This is a genomic window from Vibrio tubiashii, from assembly GCF_028551255.1.
Lineage (GTDB): Bacteria > Pseudomonadota > Gammaproteobacteria > Enterobacterales > Vibrionaceae > Vibrio > Vibrio tubiashii_B.
Window position 1 is genome coordinate 2,822,444 of sequence record NZ_CP117029.1, and the last position, 17,898, is coordinate 2,840,341.

Genomic DNA, 17,898 nt, shown 5'->3' on the forward strand with positions numbered 1-17,898 from the left:
GCGTCAAGTTTCTGGCTGGCACGAGAGATGCATTTGATAGGATGACGATCAACACGGGTTTGCAGTTTTTGTAGTCAAACCATCAGCGTACTCTGATTGCCAGGCTACATTACTGCAAGCAACCGCAGGTAGACCACTTCATGCAAAAGTATGAGGGGTAAGCAAGCCGCAGCGCGGCAAGGAGACGCTTATGGGTGACACAGACCGGAAGCTTTTTGTCCTAGACACCAATATTCTGCTACACGAACCACTAGCCATCTACTCATTTCAAGAACACGATGTAGTCATCCCGATGACTGTCCTCGAAGAGCTCGACAGGATTAAAGACAGTAAACGCGACGTTGCTCGTGATGCCCGTGTGGCAATACGTGCACTCGAAGCTATGTTTAAAGACGCCACGCCAGACGAGATTTCGGAAGGCATTCCTATCAACAAAGACAAAGAGGCCACAGGTCATATCGCGATTTTGGCTGACTTTGAACTGCAAGAAACCGTTAAAGCCTTTGCCGATAAAGCCGGTGACAATCGCATTCTTAACGGAGTGCTATACCTACAAAATAAACGCGCTCCACGTGAAGTCATTTTGGTCACCAAAGACATCAATATGCGCCTACGCGCCAAAGGCGCAGGGGTGCGTTTTGTTGAAGATTATCGTACCGACCAACTGATTGATGATGTTCAGTATCTCACCAAGGGCTTTCAACAGATCGAAGGTGAGTTCTGGAGCAACATTGACAATGTAGAGAGCAAGAATCTGGCAGGCCGAACCTATCACACCTTAGATAGAGAGCCGTTCGAGCCCACTTATATCAATCAATATGTCATTGATGAAGAGAGTGACTTTGCCGGGCGAGTTGAAGAGATCGAAGCGGATAAAATCACCATCAAGGATCTTAGCCGTGAACGTATGATGCATCGCCGAGCTTGGGATATCACACCGAAAAATATCTACCAAGGTATGGCTCTGGATGCTCTCCTTGATCCTGATATCGATTTAGTGATCTTAACTGGTGCCGCTGGTAGTGGTAAAACCCTACTCGCTATGGCTTCTGCCCTAGAGCAAACCATAGAGAAAGGTATTTTTGATAAGATCATTGTTACCCGCAACACGCCTGATATTGGTGAAGCGATAGGTTTCTTACCCGGCAGTGAAGAGGAAAAAATGATGCCTTGGCTGGCGGCGGTGACCGATACCTTAGAGGCGCTACATAAGAATGATCATTGTACTGAAGGCTCGCTTAAATATATCTGCGATAAAGCCAATATTCAGTTTAAGTCGATCAACTTTATGCGCGGACGCTCAATCCAAAATGCCTTTGTTCTGCTCGATGAATGTCAAAACCTCACTGCATCACAGATCAAAACCATCATCACTCGCTGTGGTGAAGGCACCAAGATCGTCTGTTCAGGTAACTTAGCTCAGATAGATTCACATTACCTAACCCCTGTGACATCGGGTCTGACTTACATGGTCGAACGCTTCAAAAACTTTGAAGGCAGTGCCAACATTCACCTTAACGGTGTGGTTCGCAGTCGCTTAGCAGAGTTTGCCGAAGAGAATTTATAGTCACATTTGCCGAGATATAATTCATATCTCGGCACTTTATTAAAATAATTATTCACAAGCAGTGGTTAAATATGATTAACTAAAGCCATAATAATGAATGAACATTCAAGGACTGGAGCATGGCCTTTAATCTACGTAACCGAAACTTCCTTAAGCTACTCGATTTCTCCCCTAAAGAGATCCAGTTTTTACTCGATCTATCGGCTGACTTAAAAAAGGCCAAATACGCTGGGACTGAGCAAAAGAAACTGGTCGGCAAAAACATCGCTTTGATCTTCGAGAAAGCCTCTACACGTACGCGCTGTGCTTTTGAGGTCGCGGCATTTGATCAAGGAGCACAGGTCTCTTATATCGGCCCATCGGGTTCTCAGATCGGACATAAAGAGTCAATGAAAGACACTGCGCGTGTTTTAGGTCGTATGTACGATGGAATAGAGTATCGCGGCTTCGGCCAGCCAATCGTTGAAGAGCTTGGCGCTCATGCAGGCGTACCCGTATGGAATGGCCTCACCGACGAATTCCACCCAACCCAGATCCTAGCGGATTTCCTCACTATGCTTGAACACGGTCGTGGCAAGCAACTGCATGAGATTAAATTCGCCTACTTAGGTGATGCGCGCAACAACATGGGTAATTCCTTGTTAGTCGGTGCAGCTAAGATGGGAATGGACATTCGCCTCGTCGCACCAAAAGATTTTTGGCCAGAACAAGAATTGGTTACCACCTGCCAACAGATCGCACAGCATACTGGCGCCAAAATCACCCTTACTGAAAATGTCGAAGAAGGCGTCAAAGGTTGTGATTACCTCTATACCGATGTTTGGGTCTCAATGGGCGAAGCGCCGGAAGCCTGGGATGAACGTGTCGCCAAAATGACACCGTATCAGGTCAACATGGATGTGATTGCAAAGACAGGTAACCCACAGGTTAAGTTCATGCATTGCTTACCTGCCTTCCACAATGACGAGACCGTAATAGGTAAACAAGTCGCGGATAAATATGGCATGAATGGCTTAGAAGTTAGCGAAGAGGTATTTGAGTCAGAACACTCCATTGTTTTCGACGAGGCAGAGAATCGCATGCATACGATTAAAGCTGTGATGGTTGCCACACTTGGTGCTTAAGAGGCGGGACTAAACGACACTAAAACCCTCGATGTAATCGCTTGCGTTAACAAATCTTCAGCGTATAATGCTCGGCAATTTGTCTGGAGGTAGTAAAAACAATGCCACGTAATTCGTGCTCTACAAAGCGTCTTACATTGGGTAAGCCAACGTGCTTATCTGGACTGTTGTTTTCTATTTCCACCGATTTCTAAAGCCTCCCGTAATGGGGGGCTTTTTTGTGCCTAAAATTCATGACTGGGAAGATGATTATGACAAACACGCTTTATAACAAGCATATTATCTCAATTCCTGAGCTTTCTCGTGAAGAGCTGGAATTGATTGTCAAAACGGCGGGAGAATTAAAAGCCAATCCGCAGCCAGAGCTGATTAAAAACAAAGTCGTTGCAAGCTGCTTTTTTGAGCCATCTACCCGCACCCGTTTATCTTTCGAAACCGCTATTCAGCGAATCGGTGGTGATGTGATTGGCTTTGATAACGGCGGCAACACTTCTCTGGCTAAGAAAGGAGAAACGCTTGCAGACTCTGTACAAGTAATCTCTTCTTATGTTGATGCATTTGTAATGCGCCACCCTCAAGAAGGTGCTGCGCGATTGGCTTCTGAGTTCTCTAATGGTGTTCCAGTAATCAATGGTGGCGATGGCGCTAACCAGCATCCAACCCAAACGCTACTCGATTTGTTCTCTATCGCTGAAACGCAAGGTCGTCTTGATAACCTCAATGTTGCTTTCGTTGGTGACCTGAAATATGGCCGCACCGTTCACTCTCTGACTCAGGCACTGGCGAAATTTAGTAATGTTCGCTTTTTCTTTATCGCGCCAGAAGCACTCGCAATGCCAGATTACATCTGCGAAGAGCTAGATGAGTCAGGTATCGAATACAGCCTGCACACGGACATGGAGAGTGTGATTCCACAACTAGATGTGCTGTATATGACTCGCGTCCAGAAAGAGCGCTTCGACGAATCTGAGTATGCGCATATTAAGTCTGCGTACATTCTAAATGCAGCTCTACTGAAAGATGCGCGTGAGAACTTGAAAGTCCTTCACCCGCTACCACGTGTTGATGAAATTACGGTTGATGTCGATAAAACACCACACGCTTACTACTTTGAACAAGCAGAGAATGGGGTTTACGCCCGTCAAGCTCTACTCGCCCTTGTCTTAAACGAAACACTGTAATGAGGTAATCACCATGGCTAAAGAAACTCAATTGCAGGTTGAAGCAATTAAAAACGGTACTGTTATCGACCACATCCCGGCACAGATTGGTATCAAGGTGCTTAAGCTGTTTTCAATGCATAAGTCACAGCAGCGTGTCACTGTCGGTTTGAACCTGCCTTCATCAGCACTGGGGCACAAAGATCTGCTTAAGATTGAAAACGTGTTTATTAGCGAAGAGCAAGCGAGCAAACTCGCCCTGTATGCCCCGCATGCAACAGTCAATCAGATCGAAGATTACCAAGTGGTAAAGAAACTGCCTCTTGAGTTACCAGAGCAAGTTAACAACGTGTTTGAATGTCCAAACACCAACTGTATTACTCACGGTGAGCCGGTAGAAAGCAGCTTTAAGGTATTTGAGAAGAAAGAAGATATTCGTTTGAAATGTAAATACTGCGAGAAAGTCTTCTCACGTGAAATCGTCACTGAGCGTTAAACGAACTCGGGTTACTCAATAAGCATAAATTAACTCTCCTCGCTCGATTTGGGCGAGGATTTTTACTTTACCCAACCGCTATTTCGCGGCACACTGAATCCCCTAAATTCTGTTCACCCCTTAATAGATGGAACATAATAATGACTAAAGTACTTCACACAGAATCAGCTCCAGCAGCAATCGGCCCATACGTACAAGGTGTTGACCTAGGCAACATGGTACTGACTTCTGGCCAAATCCCAGTAAACCCAGCTACTGGTGAAGTATCTGCAGATATCGCAGAGCAAGCACGCCAATCTCTAGACAACGTGAAAGCAGTCGTAGAAGCGTCTGGCCTGTCTGTTACAGATATCGTAAAAATGACGGTTTTCGTTAAAGACCTAAACGACTTCGGTACTGTAAACGAAGTTTACGGTAAGTTCTTTGATGAGCACAATGTGGCAAACTACCCAGCACGTTCATGTGTTGAAGTCGCTCGTCTACCTAAAGATGTGGGTATCGAAATCGAAGCGATTGCAGTACGCAAATAAGCTTTCGCTATAGATTGAAAAAGCGAGCTGATTAGCTCGCTTTTTTGTTGGTGCTTTCAGCGCTAGTAGTACTTGTCGCACCCCTGATGAAGTTGAGGGTCTTCCATCAAATCCTTGATATCTACCTCGAATTTTTGGTGAGAATTCCGCTCTTCAATCACCACGGCTTCATGTTCCTGATCAACTTCAAGCACAGTTCCGATCCCTTGCTGGCACTCAACCAGCATGCCTTTCTCGATTTGACTGATCTCCATTGCGCACTCCTTGGCTAGAATCTATTGCCTCTCATTAAGTGTACATCTCGATAGGCAAAAAGGATCAAAAAAGCCGACTTAGAAAAGTCGGCTCTCAAATTAAGCTTCAGTTTGATTACTTAACGAAATCAACACCTGTTTGGATATCACCATTCAGTGTTTCTAGCATGCCATCTAGTGCAGACTTTTCAAAGTCACTTAGCTCACCGTAGCTTAGCACTTCTTCAACACCTTCTTTACCTAGCTTCACTGGCTGAGCGAAGAATGGTGCGTGCTCACCGTCACCTTCAACGTAAGCGTACTCAATCACGTCTTCACCTTGAAGCGCTTTAACAAGAGCAAGACCGAAACGACAAGCCGCTTGGCCCATAGATAGTGTTGCACTACCACCGCCAGCTTTCGCTTCAACAACTTCAGTGCCCGCGTTTTGAATACGCTTAGTCAGTGCTGCAACTTCTTCATCAGTGAACTCAACACCTTCAACTTGAGAAAGTAGAGGCAGGATAGTTACGCCCGAGTGGCCACCGATAACAGGAACGCGAACGTCACCTGGATCTTTGTCTTTTAGGTCAGCAACGAAAGTTTCAGAACGAATAACGTCTAGAGTGGTTACACCGAATAGACGACGCTTGTCATAAACACCCGCTTGCTTAAGAACTTCAGCAGCAATTGGCACAGTCGTGTTTACAGGGTTAGTGATGATTCCTACTAACGCTTTAGGACATACATCGGCAATTCTTTGCGCAAGAGATTTAACGATACCCGCATTCACATTGAACAGATCAGCGCGATCCATACCTGGTTTACGAGCAACACCCGCAGAGATAAGTACAACGTCAGCACCTTCTAGTGCTGGTGTTGGATCTTCACCTGCGTAACCTTTGATTGATACTGGCGTTGGGATGTGGCTTAGATCAGCAGCAACACCTGGAGTCACAGGTGCGATGTCATACAGTGCTAGATCTGAACCAGCTGGAAGACGGTTTTTTAGTAAAAGGGCTAGGGCTTGACCGATGCCACCAGCGGCACCAATAACGGCTACTTTCATCGTAGTTCTCCTTGAGACGATTCTCTTATATATGTTTTGTAGAGCGATTTGTAATCAACTAGGTCAAACTATAGTAATCACAACCTGATTACAATCAATTAACGTCAGCTTTGCGACCTTGCGCAATCCGACAAAAACGTGCCACACACAAGGGCGCCATTATGATCTCCTTCGCCAGTAATGACAAAGGTTTAAGCAAGATTTCTGTCAATAATTTCTGCCAGATTTACAGTGATATGCTAGACAGAAATCAGGCTTCACATTGGCACTATTTGCATAGCTATGCGAGAATATTCACTTGCTTTTTATAAAAACCAACATAGAAAGAGAACCATGCGCCATTCTGAAAAACAAGATAACCTCGTTCGCGCTTTCAAAGCCCTGCTAAAAGAAGAACGTTTTGGCTCCCAAGGCGATATTGTGGAAGCTCTTAAAAACGAAGGGTTTGAGAACATCAACCAATCGAAAGTATCACGCATGCTGACCAAGTTCGGTGCGGTACGTACTCGCAACGCAAAAATGGAGATGGTTTACTGTCTTCCTGCTGAGTTGGGCGTGCCAACTGTTTCGAGTTCACTTCGTGAACTTGTTTTAGACATCGACCACAACAACGCGTTAGTCGTGATTCATACCGGCCCGGGTGCTGCACAGCTAATCGCGCGTCTGCTCGACTCACTGGGTAAGGCGGAAGGCATTTTAGGTGTGGTTGCTGGTGACGATACCATCTTCATCACCCCGACTCTGTCGATCACCACAGAGCAGCTATTTGCCTCGGTTTGTGACCTATTTGAGTACACAGGTTAGTTTCATATAAAGGCCAGAATACAAATCACGCCGCCAAATTCGCGGCGTGATTGAGATCACATCTTAAAAAAATCATACCTTAGTCAAACCCTCAGTATAACCCAATGATTTTAAAGAACTTTAACCTCGAAACATTCCAACCATATTAGGTTAATAATCAGGTTTATTGTCTATATTCTTTAACATCCGTGTAATTATTTGCCAATTTTTTGCTATTATTCAGCCACTTTTTCAACATACGGATTGAAAAAGATGCCGTTTCCAGTAATAGGAAACGCCCAAAGCAACTACACTTGCTAGGGGTTAATAATGAATAAGGAAGGGAAATTCATGGCATTGAACAAACTTATTAAAGTTGGTGCGATTGCAGCTGCTGTAATGGGCGCTGGCGCAGTTAACGCTCAAGAGTTCATCACTATTGGTACTGGTTCTGTAACTGGTGTTTACTACCCAACTGGTGGTGCAATTTGTAAGCTAGTTAACAAAGGCCGTAAAGAACACAATATTCGTTGTTCTGTAGAGTCGACTGGTGGTTCGATCTACAACGTGAACACTATCCGTGCAGGTGAACTAGACTTCGGTATCGTTCAGTCTGATTGGCAGTACCACGGTTACAACGGTACAAGTAAGTTTGCTGAGCAAGGCCCGTACAAAGAGCTACGTGCAATGTTCTCTCTACACACAGAACCGTTCAACATCATCGCGCGCAGCGACGCTGGTATTGAAAACGTTTCTGACCTAAAAGGTAAACGTGTAAACATCGGTAACCCAGGTTCTGGTGACCGCGCAACAATGGGCGTTGTGATGGAAGCTATGGGTTGGACGAACGACGACTTCAAACTGGCTTCTGAGCTGAAAGGTTCTGAGCGTTCTCAAGCACTTTGTGACAACAAGATTGATGCGTTTGTTTACGTAGTTGGCCATCCGAATGGATCTATCAAAGAAGCAACAACTTCATGTGATGCGAAGCTAGTTTCTGCAACTGGTGCGAAGATCGATGAAATCGTTGCTAACAACCCTTACTACGCATACAGCACAGTACCTGCAGGCATGTACCGTGGTACAGACAAAGACGTAAACAGCTTTGGTGTTGCTGCAACTATGGTAACAACAACAGACGTTTCTGACGAAGTTGCTTACAACGTTGCTAAATCTGTATTTGAAAACTTCGATACGTTCAAGCGCCTACACCCAGCGTTTGCAAACTTGAAGAAAGAAGACATGGTGAAAGCTGGTCTTTCTATCCCTCTACACCCAGGTGCAGAGAAGTACTACAAAGAGATCGGTCTACTTAAGTAAGTTAAGTAAGCGCTCTTTACCAAGGAGGCAGATGCCTCCTTGGTTCGTAGTCGCAGCGACTAAACCGCTGCATTCAAATTTTGAGTTTCACACTCTTGAAACTCACCCTCGTTTTATACCTAAGAAAACCACACAACTGAGCAATATTTCATCTTTTCGCTACACTAAAAGATGCTAAATAAAGGTTCTCATAATCATAAATATACGGACCATTTATAATAAGGATTAAGTACATGTCGAAGACAACAGCTCCGTCTCAAGATGTGCAAGAAATGGTAGCTCAATCCGATACAGGTGCACGTGCCCCGCTAGGGCTTTCTGGTCGCATCTTATGGTTTGTGCCGCTATGTTGGTCACTGTTCCAACTTTGGTACGCATCCCCTCTGCCGTTCATTTTTAATTTTGGCGTACTCAACGATACTGAAGCGCGTTCAATTCACCTGATGTTTGCAGTGTTCCTTGCGTTTACAGCGTACCCTGCGATGAAAACCTCTCCTAGAGATCGCATTCCAGCGATAGATTGGTTGCTTGCTTTGGCAGGTAGTTTTTCTGCTGCTTATATCTACATTTTCTATACCGAGCTTGCGGGTCGTTCAGGCGCGCCAACAACGCTCGATATTGTTGTTGCCGTAATAGGCATGGTGTTACTCCTTGAAGCGACTCGTCGTGCTCTTGGGCCACCGTTAATGGTTGTCGCTGCAGTCTTCCTACTGTACACCTTTGGCGGTCCATACATGCCAGACGTGATTGCTCACAAAGGTGCTAGCCTTAACAAGGCGATGTCTCACCTGTGGCTAACTACCGAAGGTGTTTTCGGTGTTGCACTAGGCGTATCAACCTCATTTGTTTTCTTGTTTGTACTCTTTGGTGCCATGCTAGAGCGTGCCGGTGCGGGTGCTTACTTTATTAAAGTGGCGTTCTCGCTTCTTGGACATATGAAAGGCGGCCCTGCGAAAGCTGCCGTAGTCGCATCTGGCCTATCAGGGCTCGTGTCAGGATCTTCAATCGCTAACGTTGTAACGACGGGTACTTTCACTATTCCCCTAATGAAACGCGTTGGTTTCCCGGGAACAAAAGCAGGCGCGGTAGAAGTTGCCGCTTCAACCAACGGTCAGCTAACGCCACCTATCATGGGCGCAGCCGCTTTCCTTATGGTGGAATATGTCGGTATCTCGTATGTCGAGGTCATTAAGGCTGCGATTCTTCCTGCTCTAATCTCGTACATCGCTCTGATCTACATTGTTCACTTAGAAGCATGTAAAGCAGGGATGACTGGTCTTCCTCGTCGTCATAACCCAACACTGCTTGCTAGCTTACTTTCATTTACAGGCACCATTCTTGGTCTGTGCGTGATCAGTGCCGTGGTTTACTATGGTGTCGGCTGGACTAAAGACGTTTTCGGTGACGCAGCCACTCCAATTGTGACTGTCGCGCTGCTATTAGCTTATGTTGGCCTAGTCAATATCTCCGCTAGATACGCCAAAGAAGGCGCAATCGAGATCGATGCTGAACTGACCGAAGTACCAGATCCAGGTCCAACGATTAAGTCAGGCCTGCACTACCTACTGCCAATCGTCGTTCTAGTGTGGTGTTTGACAGTAGAGCGTTTCTCTCCTGGCTTATCCGCTTTCTGGGCAACGGTATTCATGATCTTTATCTTGATCACTCAACGCCCTCTAATGGCAGTCATGTCAAAGCAAGGCTCTATTGCCGAGCAAACAAAAGAAGGCTTTGTTGATCTGCTAGAAAGCCTTGTCTCAGGCGCACGTAACATGATTGGTATCGGTGTCGCGACTGCGGCGGCTGGTACAGTTGTAGGTGTTGTGACGCTAACGGGTATCGGTTTAGTGATGACGGACTTCGTCGAGTTTATCTCTGGCGGTAACATCATCCTAATGCTTCTGTTCACAGCCGTGATCAGTCTTATCTTAGGTATGGGTCTACCTACAACAGCAAACTATATTGTTGTATCGACTCTAATGGCTCCAGTTATCGTTACCCTAGGTGCACAAAGTGGTTTGATCATCCCTCTCATTGCCGTTCACCTATTTGTGTTCTACTTCGGTATCCTTGCGGATGATACTCCGCCTGTAGGTCTTGCTGCCTTTGCGGCTGCGGCAATTGCTAAGTCAGATCCAATCCGAACCGGTATTCAGGGCTTTACCTACGATATTCGAACCGCGATCTTACCATTTATGTTCATCTTCAATACTCAGCTCCTGTTGATGGGTATCGATTCATGGTGGCATTTGTTGCTCACGATCATATCTTCCGTGATTGCAATGCTGATATTCTCTGCTGCAACACAAGGCTGGTGGTTTACTAAAAACAAATGGTGGGAGACTGTCCTACTACTTGCTTTGACCTTTACCTTCTTCCGTCCTGGGTTCTGGTGGGATCAAATCTACCCAGCCAAAGTACTTTACCCGGGTACAGAGATCGCACAGATCACTGAAGGGCTCAAAGTCGGTGAAGAGATTGAGCTGCTTGTTGCCGGTGAAAACCTAGAAGGTGATTACATCTCTAAAACGGTTCGCCTACCGTTTGAAGATAAAGCAACAACAGCCGAAGATCGTATTGCTTCGATGGGCCTAATGCTAAACAATTCCAATGGCCGTATGTTGGTCGACATGGTTGAATTTGGTAGCCCTGCAGAGTCAGCCGGTGTTGATTTTGACTGGGAGATTCGTTCAGTCGTTGTTGAAGCGGATCGACCAATGAAAGAGTGGGTGTTTGTCCCAGCTCTACTCATCTTAATTGGCCTTGGTCTCAACCAAAAACGACGAGCTCGAAAGGAACAGATGAGCGCGTAACTTAGTCAGCCCTGCATTGTATGTGGGGCTACACTTAAACTAAGGATGCATTAACATCGCCTGTTGTCTGTAGCAACAGGTGACGAAATAGAGAAATAACAATGTATAAGCAAATTCTTGTTCCAGTCGATCTCAATGACAAAGGTTTCTCAGATAAAGCGGTCGAGCTGGCCGTTTGGCATGCTAAGCATTCCAATGCTGAAGTACACTTACTTAATGTGCTGCCTGGTATTCATATGTCGATGGTCGCGACCTATTTCCCAAAAGACGCGGCACTAAAAATGAAAGCTGATGTCGAAAGTCAGTTGAAAGACTTTGCGGTTAGGCATATCGATGAAGATGTGGTGTACAAAGTTCATGTTGCGGAAGGTAAACCTTACTCGACCATTTTAGACTTCGCCGAAAAACTAGGCGCGGATCTAATTGTGATGCCAAGCCATAAGCGCTCTAAGATTGATAAAGTCGTACTTGGTTCGGTTGCCAGTAAAGTGGTACAGAATTCACCGATTAATGTCTTGGTCGTCAAGCCACAAGGCTCATAAAATAGTAAACTTAACAAAAAGGCGCTCGGTGAGCGCCTTTTTAATAGGTATTGACTATTAATTGTATTGAAACAAGCCATTTCACTTAGTGCGAATAATTCTCAATAATAACCCTATCGCAAGACATTACACGGGTTATCAAGATGAAGAAAACAATCACATTCGCAACCATTCACTTTACGATTGCATTTACAGTCGCCTACTTACTGACTGGTGATATTCTGATTGGTAGCCTTATCGCTATGATTGAACCGTCAGTCAACACAGTCGCTTTCTACATCCATGAGCGCGTGTGGTCAAAGAGTAAGTTACTGTCCAATTTATCTCGCTCGACAAAAATCAAAACCACTAGCTTTGCCGTTGTTCACTTCAGTGTCGCGTTTGGTGTAGTTTATCTGATGACTGGCGATGCGTTTGTCGGTGGCATCATGGCAGCCATCGAGCCTTCAATTAATACCGTTGCCTACTATTTTCACGAAAAAGTTTGGCTACGCAAGCAGCAGGAGACTCAGTACTGGGGCTGTGCTCACGCTTAAAGCGGATAGTGAGAGACACACATATCTTTACTTAGCCCAATGTGAAAACGTTGGGTTTGACCATCGAGAGTCACCTCAAGCAAGTACAAGTCTTCGAGCTTGGGGTTTTCGTTATCGGCATAGATAGGCGCTTCAATCTGAAACAGTGCACTCGCATGAGTGTCTCGTACATCAATGGGCAGGTGGTAAGTCATACCATTAAACTTGACCGATGCGGAAACTAAGCCGGGAGAGTATGTCTTGTAGTGCAGATCGACCAAAAACTCACAGCCACCACCATGGTGCCAAATTTGCTCAGTGGTCACATGCTCTAGGCGGACGTTACGAATGAACTGAAGTCGTGGAGTATGCCAGATGCCTAGGCGTTCATCATGCTTGTGATATTCAGGCGCGCCAAGTTGGCAGAGGTCTTGGCCCTCTTCTTCACCGAGTAACCAATCCTCATCTTCCTGTAAAAAGAGAACTTCAAAACGATTTCGCCCCATCTGCAGATATGGGCGGATATCTTTCTTGTATTCTGCTTGAGTCTGATCGCAATCGAAGACCGCAACACCGTTAATACGGACTTCAGCGTGATAATCGACACCAGACATGATCAAATCAACGGATGGAAAAGCCAGCATGGCTTCATCGACCTCAATGTCATGCATGAGGTGCCATTCTTGTGCAACAATGTCAGATTCAGATAAGGAATCAGGCAGTACCTGACTTAGCGGTGCAGGAAAAGTAATATCATCCTGAGGGATAGATAAATCGGTCAAAGGTGACACTTGCCAAAGGCCTGCAAGGGAGAGTTCCATATATCTAAATCTTGTCCTAGATCAAAGTTGCCTGATTATAATGCCAACTCGATAAGAAAAGATATAAGTGGTTTAAGACAAAATAAAAATACCAGCCGATTGGCTGGTATTAAAAAAAACGGATTAAAAGAAGAGATTACTCTTCGTCATCTTCTTCTGGGTAAAGGGCATCTTCACCTTCATAGTAGGTGCCCCAACCGTCATAAATAATGTCGAACTTTTCAGCAAGGTGGACAAGCTTTTCAACTTGAGCGTCAATTGCTTCAGGGTTTAGAGCAGATTCCATCGTTGCATCACAGCAAAGTAGCTTCTTGCCGTCTTCATCTTCTGTCTCTTCTGCTTCAAGCACTTCGAAACCCATCTTGAAGGCTTCAACAACGGCTTTCTCTAGCGTGTTAAAATCTTCAGCGAACAGATGGTGCTCAATTTCGTACAGTGCATCTGGATCACTGCCGTCTTCTAATAAGGCTTGGATGATTTCGCGAGTCTCTTCCTTTTGAATCTCAATTAATTCTTCAACAGATAGATATTCATCTTCGTGAGACATATGTTGTGCTCCAGATAGTGACAAAGTTGATCATAATTTACCGCGACGAAATATCGCATGGATCCAAGCAAATTACTACCCAGAATGTAGTTCGATCCTGATCTTTCTTTGTCACTTCAACTTAGATCAAGTCAGATCCGCCGCTCAAGTAGAGAAATTAACAATTTTTTATCATGGGAGCGATTCAGCATTTTCTCTCAATTGATACATCTTCTCTTTAATCAAGGTAAGTGCGTTTTTATCTTAAGGCTGTGCATAGAGCCCTAAAGAGGGCAATTGCATAAAACCCATACTAATTTCATCCAAAGCGCTAAAATTCTGCATAGCTATGCTTTTCATGATTAAAAATTGGCAAATGAGCAGCAAAAACTGACCGCATAGCAACGCAACTTAGTCAGCAATCAATGATAAATACAAAATATCAAAAACGCTCACAAAAAACACAAAACACAGAAATTTAAGCCAATTTAACTTCAATTACTAGATAACTCATCCAATTAATCGACTTGCATCTTTATAACAAACTTGTCATAAATACGCTCTGGAACTAATTGTAAGGATACAAAATGAGTAAGTTGTACGTAGGCTCAGAAGTTGGTCAACTAAGACGAGTACTATTAAATCGTCCAGAGCGAGCACTCACCCACTTAACCCCATCGAACTGTCATGAACTCTTATTTGACGACGTGTTAGCGGTTGAAGCCGCGGGTGAAGAGCACGACAAGTTTGCCGAAACTTTACGTAGCCAAGACGTTGAAGTTTTACTGCTTCACGACCTACTTGTTGAAACTCTTGCTGTTGATGAGGCGAAAACTTGGCTCCTCAACACTCAGATTTCAGATTTCCGTTACGGTCCTACCTTTGCTAAAGACTTACGTCATTACCTGTCTGAAATGGACAACGAGCACCTAGCAACCGTATTGCTTGGCGGTTTGGCCTATTCAGAGCTACCGATTCAATCATCTTCAATGCTGCCGCGTATGCATCGCCCATTGGATTTCGTGATTGAGCCTCTTCCTAACCATCTGTTTACTCGTGATACATCTTGTTGGGTCTATGGTGGTGTGTCACTCAATCCAATGATGAAACCTGCTCGTCAGCGTGAAACTAACCATTTGCGCGCCATCTATCGTTGGCACCCAGTATTTGCAGGCCAAGATTTCATTAAGTACTTCGGTGATGAAGACTTGCACTACGACAACGCCAATATTGAAGGCGGTGACGTACTAGTGATTGGTAAAGGCGCAGTTCTTGTCGGTATGTCAGAACGTACTACAGCGCAAGGTGTTGAGAACTTGGCCGCTAGCCTGTTTAAACATGGTCAAGCTAAGCAAGTTATCGCTATCGAATTGCCTAAGCACCGTTCATGCATGCATTTAGACACCGTTATGACTCATATGGATATTGATACTTTCTCGGTGTATCCAGAGATCATGCGTAAAGACCTCAACACTTGGCGCCTGACTCCGAAAGATGACGGCGATATGAAAGTTGAGAAAGTACCAAGCTTTATCCATGCGATTGAAGAAGCGCTAGGCTTGGATTACCTTAAGATCATTACTACAGGCGGTGACAGCTACGAAGCTGAGCGTGAGCAATGGAATGATGCCAACAACGTATTAACCGTGAAACCAGGCGTTGTAATTGGTTATGAACGTAACGTCTACACCAACGAAAAGTACGATAAAGCGGGTATCAAGGTACTTACCATTCCAGGTAATGAACTCGGCCGCGGCCGTGGTGGCGCGCGCTGTATGAGTTGTCCGATTGAAAGGGATGGCATCTAGGGAAGCTGGATTCTGGAACGGGCTTCGCCCTACGTAGAGCTAGAGAGCTAGAGAGCTAGAGAGCTAGAGAGCTAGAGAGCTAGAGAGCTAGAGAGCTAGAGAGCTAGAGAGCTAGAGAGCTAGAGAGCTAGAGAGCTAGAGAGCTAGAGAAACTTTAAAGGGTTGGTACTATGTGCCAACCCTTTTTACTTCGGAACGCTTCGCTATGGATTCGGGATGCGGGAACGAAAACTCTCGAAGGACGAAGTCCGTTCCCGACTCTCGCGGGCAAGGCCCGATCTCGAAGCGGAAGCGTTCCCTCCTTCCCCTACTCCGTACCACCTACAGTGATAGAATCAAGCTTGAGCGTTGGCTGACCAACACCGACAGGGACACTCTGGCCTGCTTTACCACATACACCGACACCGCGGTCGATGCTGAGGTCATTACCGACCATAGACACTTGCTGCATGGCTTCAATACCTGAGCCAATCAGTGTTGCGCCTTTGACTGGGCGAGTAATTTTGCCATCTTCAATCAAGTAAGCTTCAGAAGCTGAGAACACAAACTTACCTGACGTAATATCAACCTGACCACCACCAAAGTTAGGCGCATACAGGCCTTTCTTAACCGTTGAGATGATCTCTTCTGGCGTGTGCTGACCTGGCAACATGTAGGTGTTAGTCATACGAGGCATAGGTAAATGCGCGTAAGACTCGCGGCGACCATTACCCGTTGGGTTCACGCCCATCAAACGGGCATTGAGCTTGTCCTGCATGTACCCTTTGAGTACACCATTTTCAATCAAGGTGTTGTATTGACCATTCACGCCTTCATCATCAACGTTTAACGAACCACGCAGATCTTTCAATGTACCGTCATCAACAATAGTACAAAGCTCAGACGTTACTTTCTCGCCGACCTTGCCACTAAATACCGAAGACTCTTTACGGTTAAAGTCACCTTCAAGTCCGTGACCAACGGCTTCATGCAGTAACACACCCGGCCAACCAGAGCCGAGCACCACAGGCATCATGCCCGCAGGGGCGGCATCCGCTTCAAGATTAACGAGCGCCATGCGGATCGCTTCGTCTGCGTAGTGATACGCGACCTTGGCACCCTCTTCTTCAGTGAGGAAAAAGTCGTAACCAAATCGACCACCACCACCAGAGCTGCCACGTTCACGGCGGTCACCTTTTTGAGCCAGCACGCTAATCGACAAGCGCACAAGTGGGCGCACATCGCCGGCATAAGTGCCATCAGTTGCTGCAACCAGCATTTGCTCATGCACACCGCTTAAGCTGATGGAAACTTCTTTGATCAATGGTTCCTTAGTACGAATATACGCATCAAGCTCTTTAAGCAACTGAGTCTTCTGCTCTTTCTCCCAGCTCTCTAGTGGGTTAGCAGCCGCATAGTAACTTTGATTATCGCTGCGCTTAAACGCCTGTACTTGACCGTTCTGACCTTGTTGGGCAATACCGCGAGCTGCAATAGCGCTTTGGGTCAAACCTTCAAGTTGGATTTGGTCTGAATAGGCAAAACCGGTTTTCTCGCCAGTGACAGCGCGAACACCGACACCACGATCAATGTTGAAAGAGCCATCTTTGATAATGCTATCTTCTAGCACGAGAGATTCATGCCAGCTCGATTGGAAATAGATATCAGCGTAATCAATTTGGCGAGTCGCAATACTCGCTAACGTATCTGCAATATCTTGTTCACTAAGTCCGGCTGGCTTTAGCAACGCATCTTCTACATGATTTATTGTCATAGTTTGCTCTTAATTTTGTAACTGGTTGCTGAATCGAGCATGCTGACCCACTGGCATCGCAGCTCTCAATTCTTGTACTTGGCTGAGGTCGATATCGACCAATAAATTACTTGCTTGATCGGCAAGAGTCGCGATCACTTCTCCCCATGGAGAGATAACCATAGAGTGTCCCCACGTTTCTCTTCCGCAAGGGTGAGTCCCGACTTGGTTAACAGCAATCAGCCAAGATTGAGTTTCAATCGCACGGGCACGAAGTAAGGTTTCCCAATGCGCCTTGCCCGTTACCGCCGTGAAAGCAGCAGGTACGAGTATCACGTTAGCGCCTAAGCGAGCTAACTCACTATACAAACTCGGAAAACGTACATCATAGCAGATACTCAGGCCAATATGGGCGAATGGAGTAGGATAAGAAACCACGCTCGATCCCGGCGTAAAGGTTTCTGACTCTCGATAACGTTTATGACCGTCTGCAACATCAACGTCAAACATATGCAGCTTGTCATATTCAGCCACTAACTTGCCTTCAGGAGAATAGAGTAAGCTGGTTGTCGTAACACCTTGCTCTCGCTGAATAGGCAGACTACCTATGACCAACCAAACCGCATGCTCGCGCGCGATTTCAGAGAGTGCAGTTTGCAATTCTCCACCTTCAATCGGCTCTGCTGATTGGTGGTAGTCTTTACGACTACCAAACACTAATGCGTTTTCAGGTGTCACGATAAACTTCGCCCCCTGCTCGGCTAAGGTCGTCACTTGTTGACGGATATAGGCCAAATTCTCACTTGGATTTGGCCCTGAGGTCATTTGAATTAACCCAACTCGTTCCATGAGTTCTATT

17 protein-coding genes are annotated in these 17,898 nt (G+C 45.7%); 11 read left to right on the forward strand and 6 right to left on the reverse strand.

The window, feature by feature from the left end:
* Positions 1-190: 190 nt before the first annotated feature.
* The 5 genes from LYZ37_RS12925 (at position 191) to LYZ37_RS12945 (ending at position 4,877) form a co-directional block, all read left to right on the forward strand.
* Positions 191-1,567, forward strand: coding sequence for a PhoH family protein (locus LYZ37_RS12925; protein ID WP_272785748.1), 1,377 nt, complete (start codon positions 191-193; stop codon positions 1,565-1,567).
* A 119-nt stretch (positions 1,568-1,686) separates the two neighbouring features.
* The gene (argF, locus tag LYZ37_RS12930; protein WP_272785749.1) at positions 1,687-2,691 is read left to right on the forward strand and encodes an ornithine carbamoyltransferase; all 1,005 of its coding nucleotides are present in this window, start codon (positions 1,687-1,689) and stop codon (positions 2,689-2,691) included.
* Positions 2,692-2,942: 251 nt separating this feature from the next.
* Positions 2,943-3,872 (forward strand): aspartate carbamoyltransferase, encoded by a 930-nt coding sequence (pyrB, locus tag LYZ37_RS12935; protein WP_272785750.1) that lies wholly within the window; start codon positions 2,943-2,945, stop codon positions 3,870-3,872.
* 13 nt (positions 3,873-3,885) lie between these two features.
* Complete coding sequence (pyrI, locus tag LYZ37_RS12940) at positions 3,886-4,347, forward strand: aspartate carbamoyltransferase regulatory subunit (protein ID WP_272785751.1); 462 nt, start codon at positions 3,886-3,888, stop codon at positions 4,345-4,347.
* A gap of 140 nt (positions 4,348-4,487) precedes the next feature.
* Complete coding sequence (locus tag LYZ37_RS12945; RefSeq protein ID WP_004747250.1) at positions 4,488-4,877, forward strand: RidA family protein; 390 nt, start codon at positions 4,488-4,490, stop codon at positions 4,875-4,877.
* Positions 4,878-4,939: 62 nt separating this feature from the next.
* Here the strand turns inward: LYZ37_RS12945 and LYZ37_RS12950 are convergent, their stop codons facing one another.
* Together LYZ37_RS12950 and mdh are read right to left on the reverse strand one after the other, a co-directional pair.
* Positions 4,940-5,131: a hypothetical protein gene (locus tag LYZ37_RS12950; RefSeq protein WP_272785752.1), complete on the reverse strand. Its 192-nt coding sequence runs from the start codon at positions 5,129-5,131 to the stop codon at positions 4,940-4,942.
* A 115-nt stretch (positions 5,132-5,246) separates the two neighbouring features.
* Positions 5,247-6,179 (reverse strand): malate dehydrogenase, encoded by a 933-nt coding sequence (mdh, locus tag LYZ37_RS12955; RefSeq protein WP_004747247.1) that lies wholly within the window; start codon positions 6,177-6,179, stop codon positions 5,247-5,249.
* 333 nt (positions 6,180-6,512) lie between these two features.
* On the opposite strand from mdh, the gene argR reads away from it, so the two are divergent.
* The 5 genes from argR (at position 6,513) to LYZ37_RS12980 (ending at position 12,173) form a co-directional block, all read left to right on the forward strand.
* Entirely contained in the window at positions 6,513-6,983 is a 471-nt protein-coding gene (gene argR, locus LYZ37_RS12960; RefSeq protein WP_004747246.1) for a transcriptional regulator ArgR, read from the forward strand.
* 330 nt (positions 6,984-7,313) lie between these two features.
* Positions 7,314-8,282, forward strand: coding sequence for a TAXI family TRAP transporter solute-binding subunit (locus LYZ37_RS12965; protein WP_171324963.1), 969 nt, complete (start codon positions 7,314-7,316; stop codon positions 8,280-8,282).
* Positions 8,283-8,515: 233 nt separating this feature from the next.
* Positions 8,516-11,095, forward strand: a complete 2,580-nt coding sequence (locus LYZ37_RS12970; RefSeq protein WP_272785754.1) for a TRAP transporter permease — start codon at positions 8,516-8,518, stop codon at positions 11,093-11,095.
* A 101-nt stretch (positions 11,096-11,196) separates the two neighbouring features.
* Positions 11,197-11,637 carry a universal stress protein gene (locus tag LYZ37_RS12975; protein ID WP_272785755.1) on the forward strand — a complete coding sequence of 147 codons (441 nt, stop codon included), beginning with the start codon at positions 11,197-11,199 and terminating at the stop codon, positions 11,635-11,637.
* A gap of 143 nt (positions 11,638-11,780) precedes the next feature.
* Positions 11,781-12,173, forward strand: coding sequence for a DUF2061 domain-containing protein (locus LYZ37_RS12980; RefSeq protein ID WP_272785756.1), 393 nt, complete (start codon positions 11,781-11,783; stop codon positions 12,171-12,173).
* Here LYZ37_RS12980 and LYZ37_RS12985 read toward each other — a convergent pair.
* Positions 12,170-12,973, reverse strand: a complete 804-nt coding sequence (locus LYZ37_RS12985; RefSeq protein WP_272785757.1) for a glycosyl hydrolase 2 galactose-binding domain-containing protein — start codon at positions 12,971-12,973, stop codon at positions 12,170-12,172. The two genes, LYZ37_RS12980 and LYZ37_RS12985, sit on opposite strands and share 4 nt — an antisense overlap.
* Before the next feature lie 136 nt (positions 12,974-13,109).
* Positions 13,110-13,520: a ribonuclease E inhibitor RraB gene (rraB, locus tag LYZ37_RS12990; protein WP_004747235.1), complete on the reverse strand. Its 411-nt coding sequence runs from the start codon at positions 13,518-13,520 to the stop codon at positions 13,110-13,112.
* A 566-nt stretch (positions 13,521-14,086) separates the two neighbouring features.
* Between rraB and arcA the strand changes: the two genes are divergently transcribed.
* On the forward strand, positions 14,087-15,307 hold the full coding sequence (gene arcA / locus LYZ37_RS12995; protein WP_004747231.1) for an arginine deiminase: 1,221 nt from the start codon (positions 14,087-14,089) through the stop codon (positions 15,305-15,307).
* Positions 15,308-15,614: 307 nt separating this feature from the next.
* Here arcA and tldD read toward each other — a convergent pair whose 3' ends face one another.
* Positions 15,615-17,060, reverse strand: a complete 1,446-nt coding sequence (gene tldD / locus LYZ37_RS13000) for a metalloprotease TldD (RefSeq protein WP_272785758.1) — start codon at positions 17,058-17,060, stop codon at positions 15,615-15,617.
* Positions 17,061-17,069: 9 nt separating this feature from the next.
* Positions 17,070-17,888 (reverse strand): carbon-nitrogen hydrolase family protein, encoded by an 819-nt coding sequence (locus LYZ37_RS13005; protein WP_272785759.1) that lies wholly within the window; start codon positions 17,886-17,888, stop codon positions 17,070-17,072.
* Between the last annotated feature and the right edge of the window lie 10 nt (positions 17,889-17,898).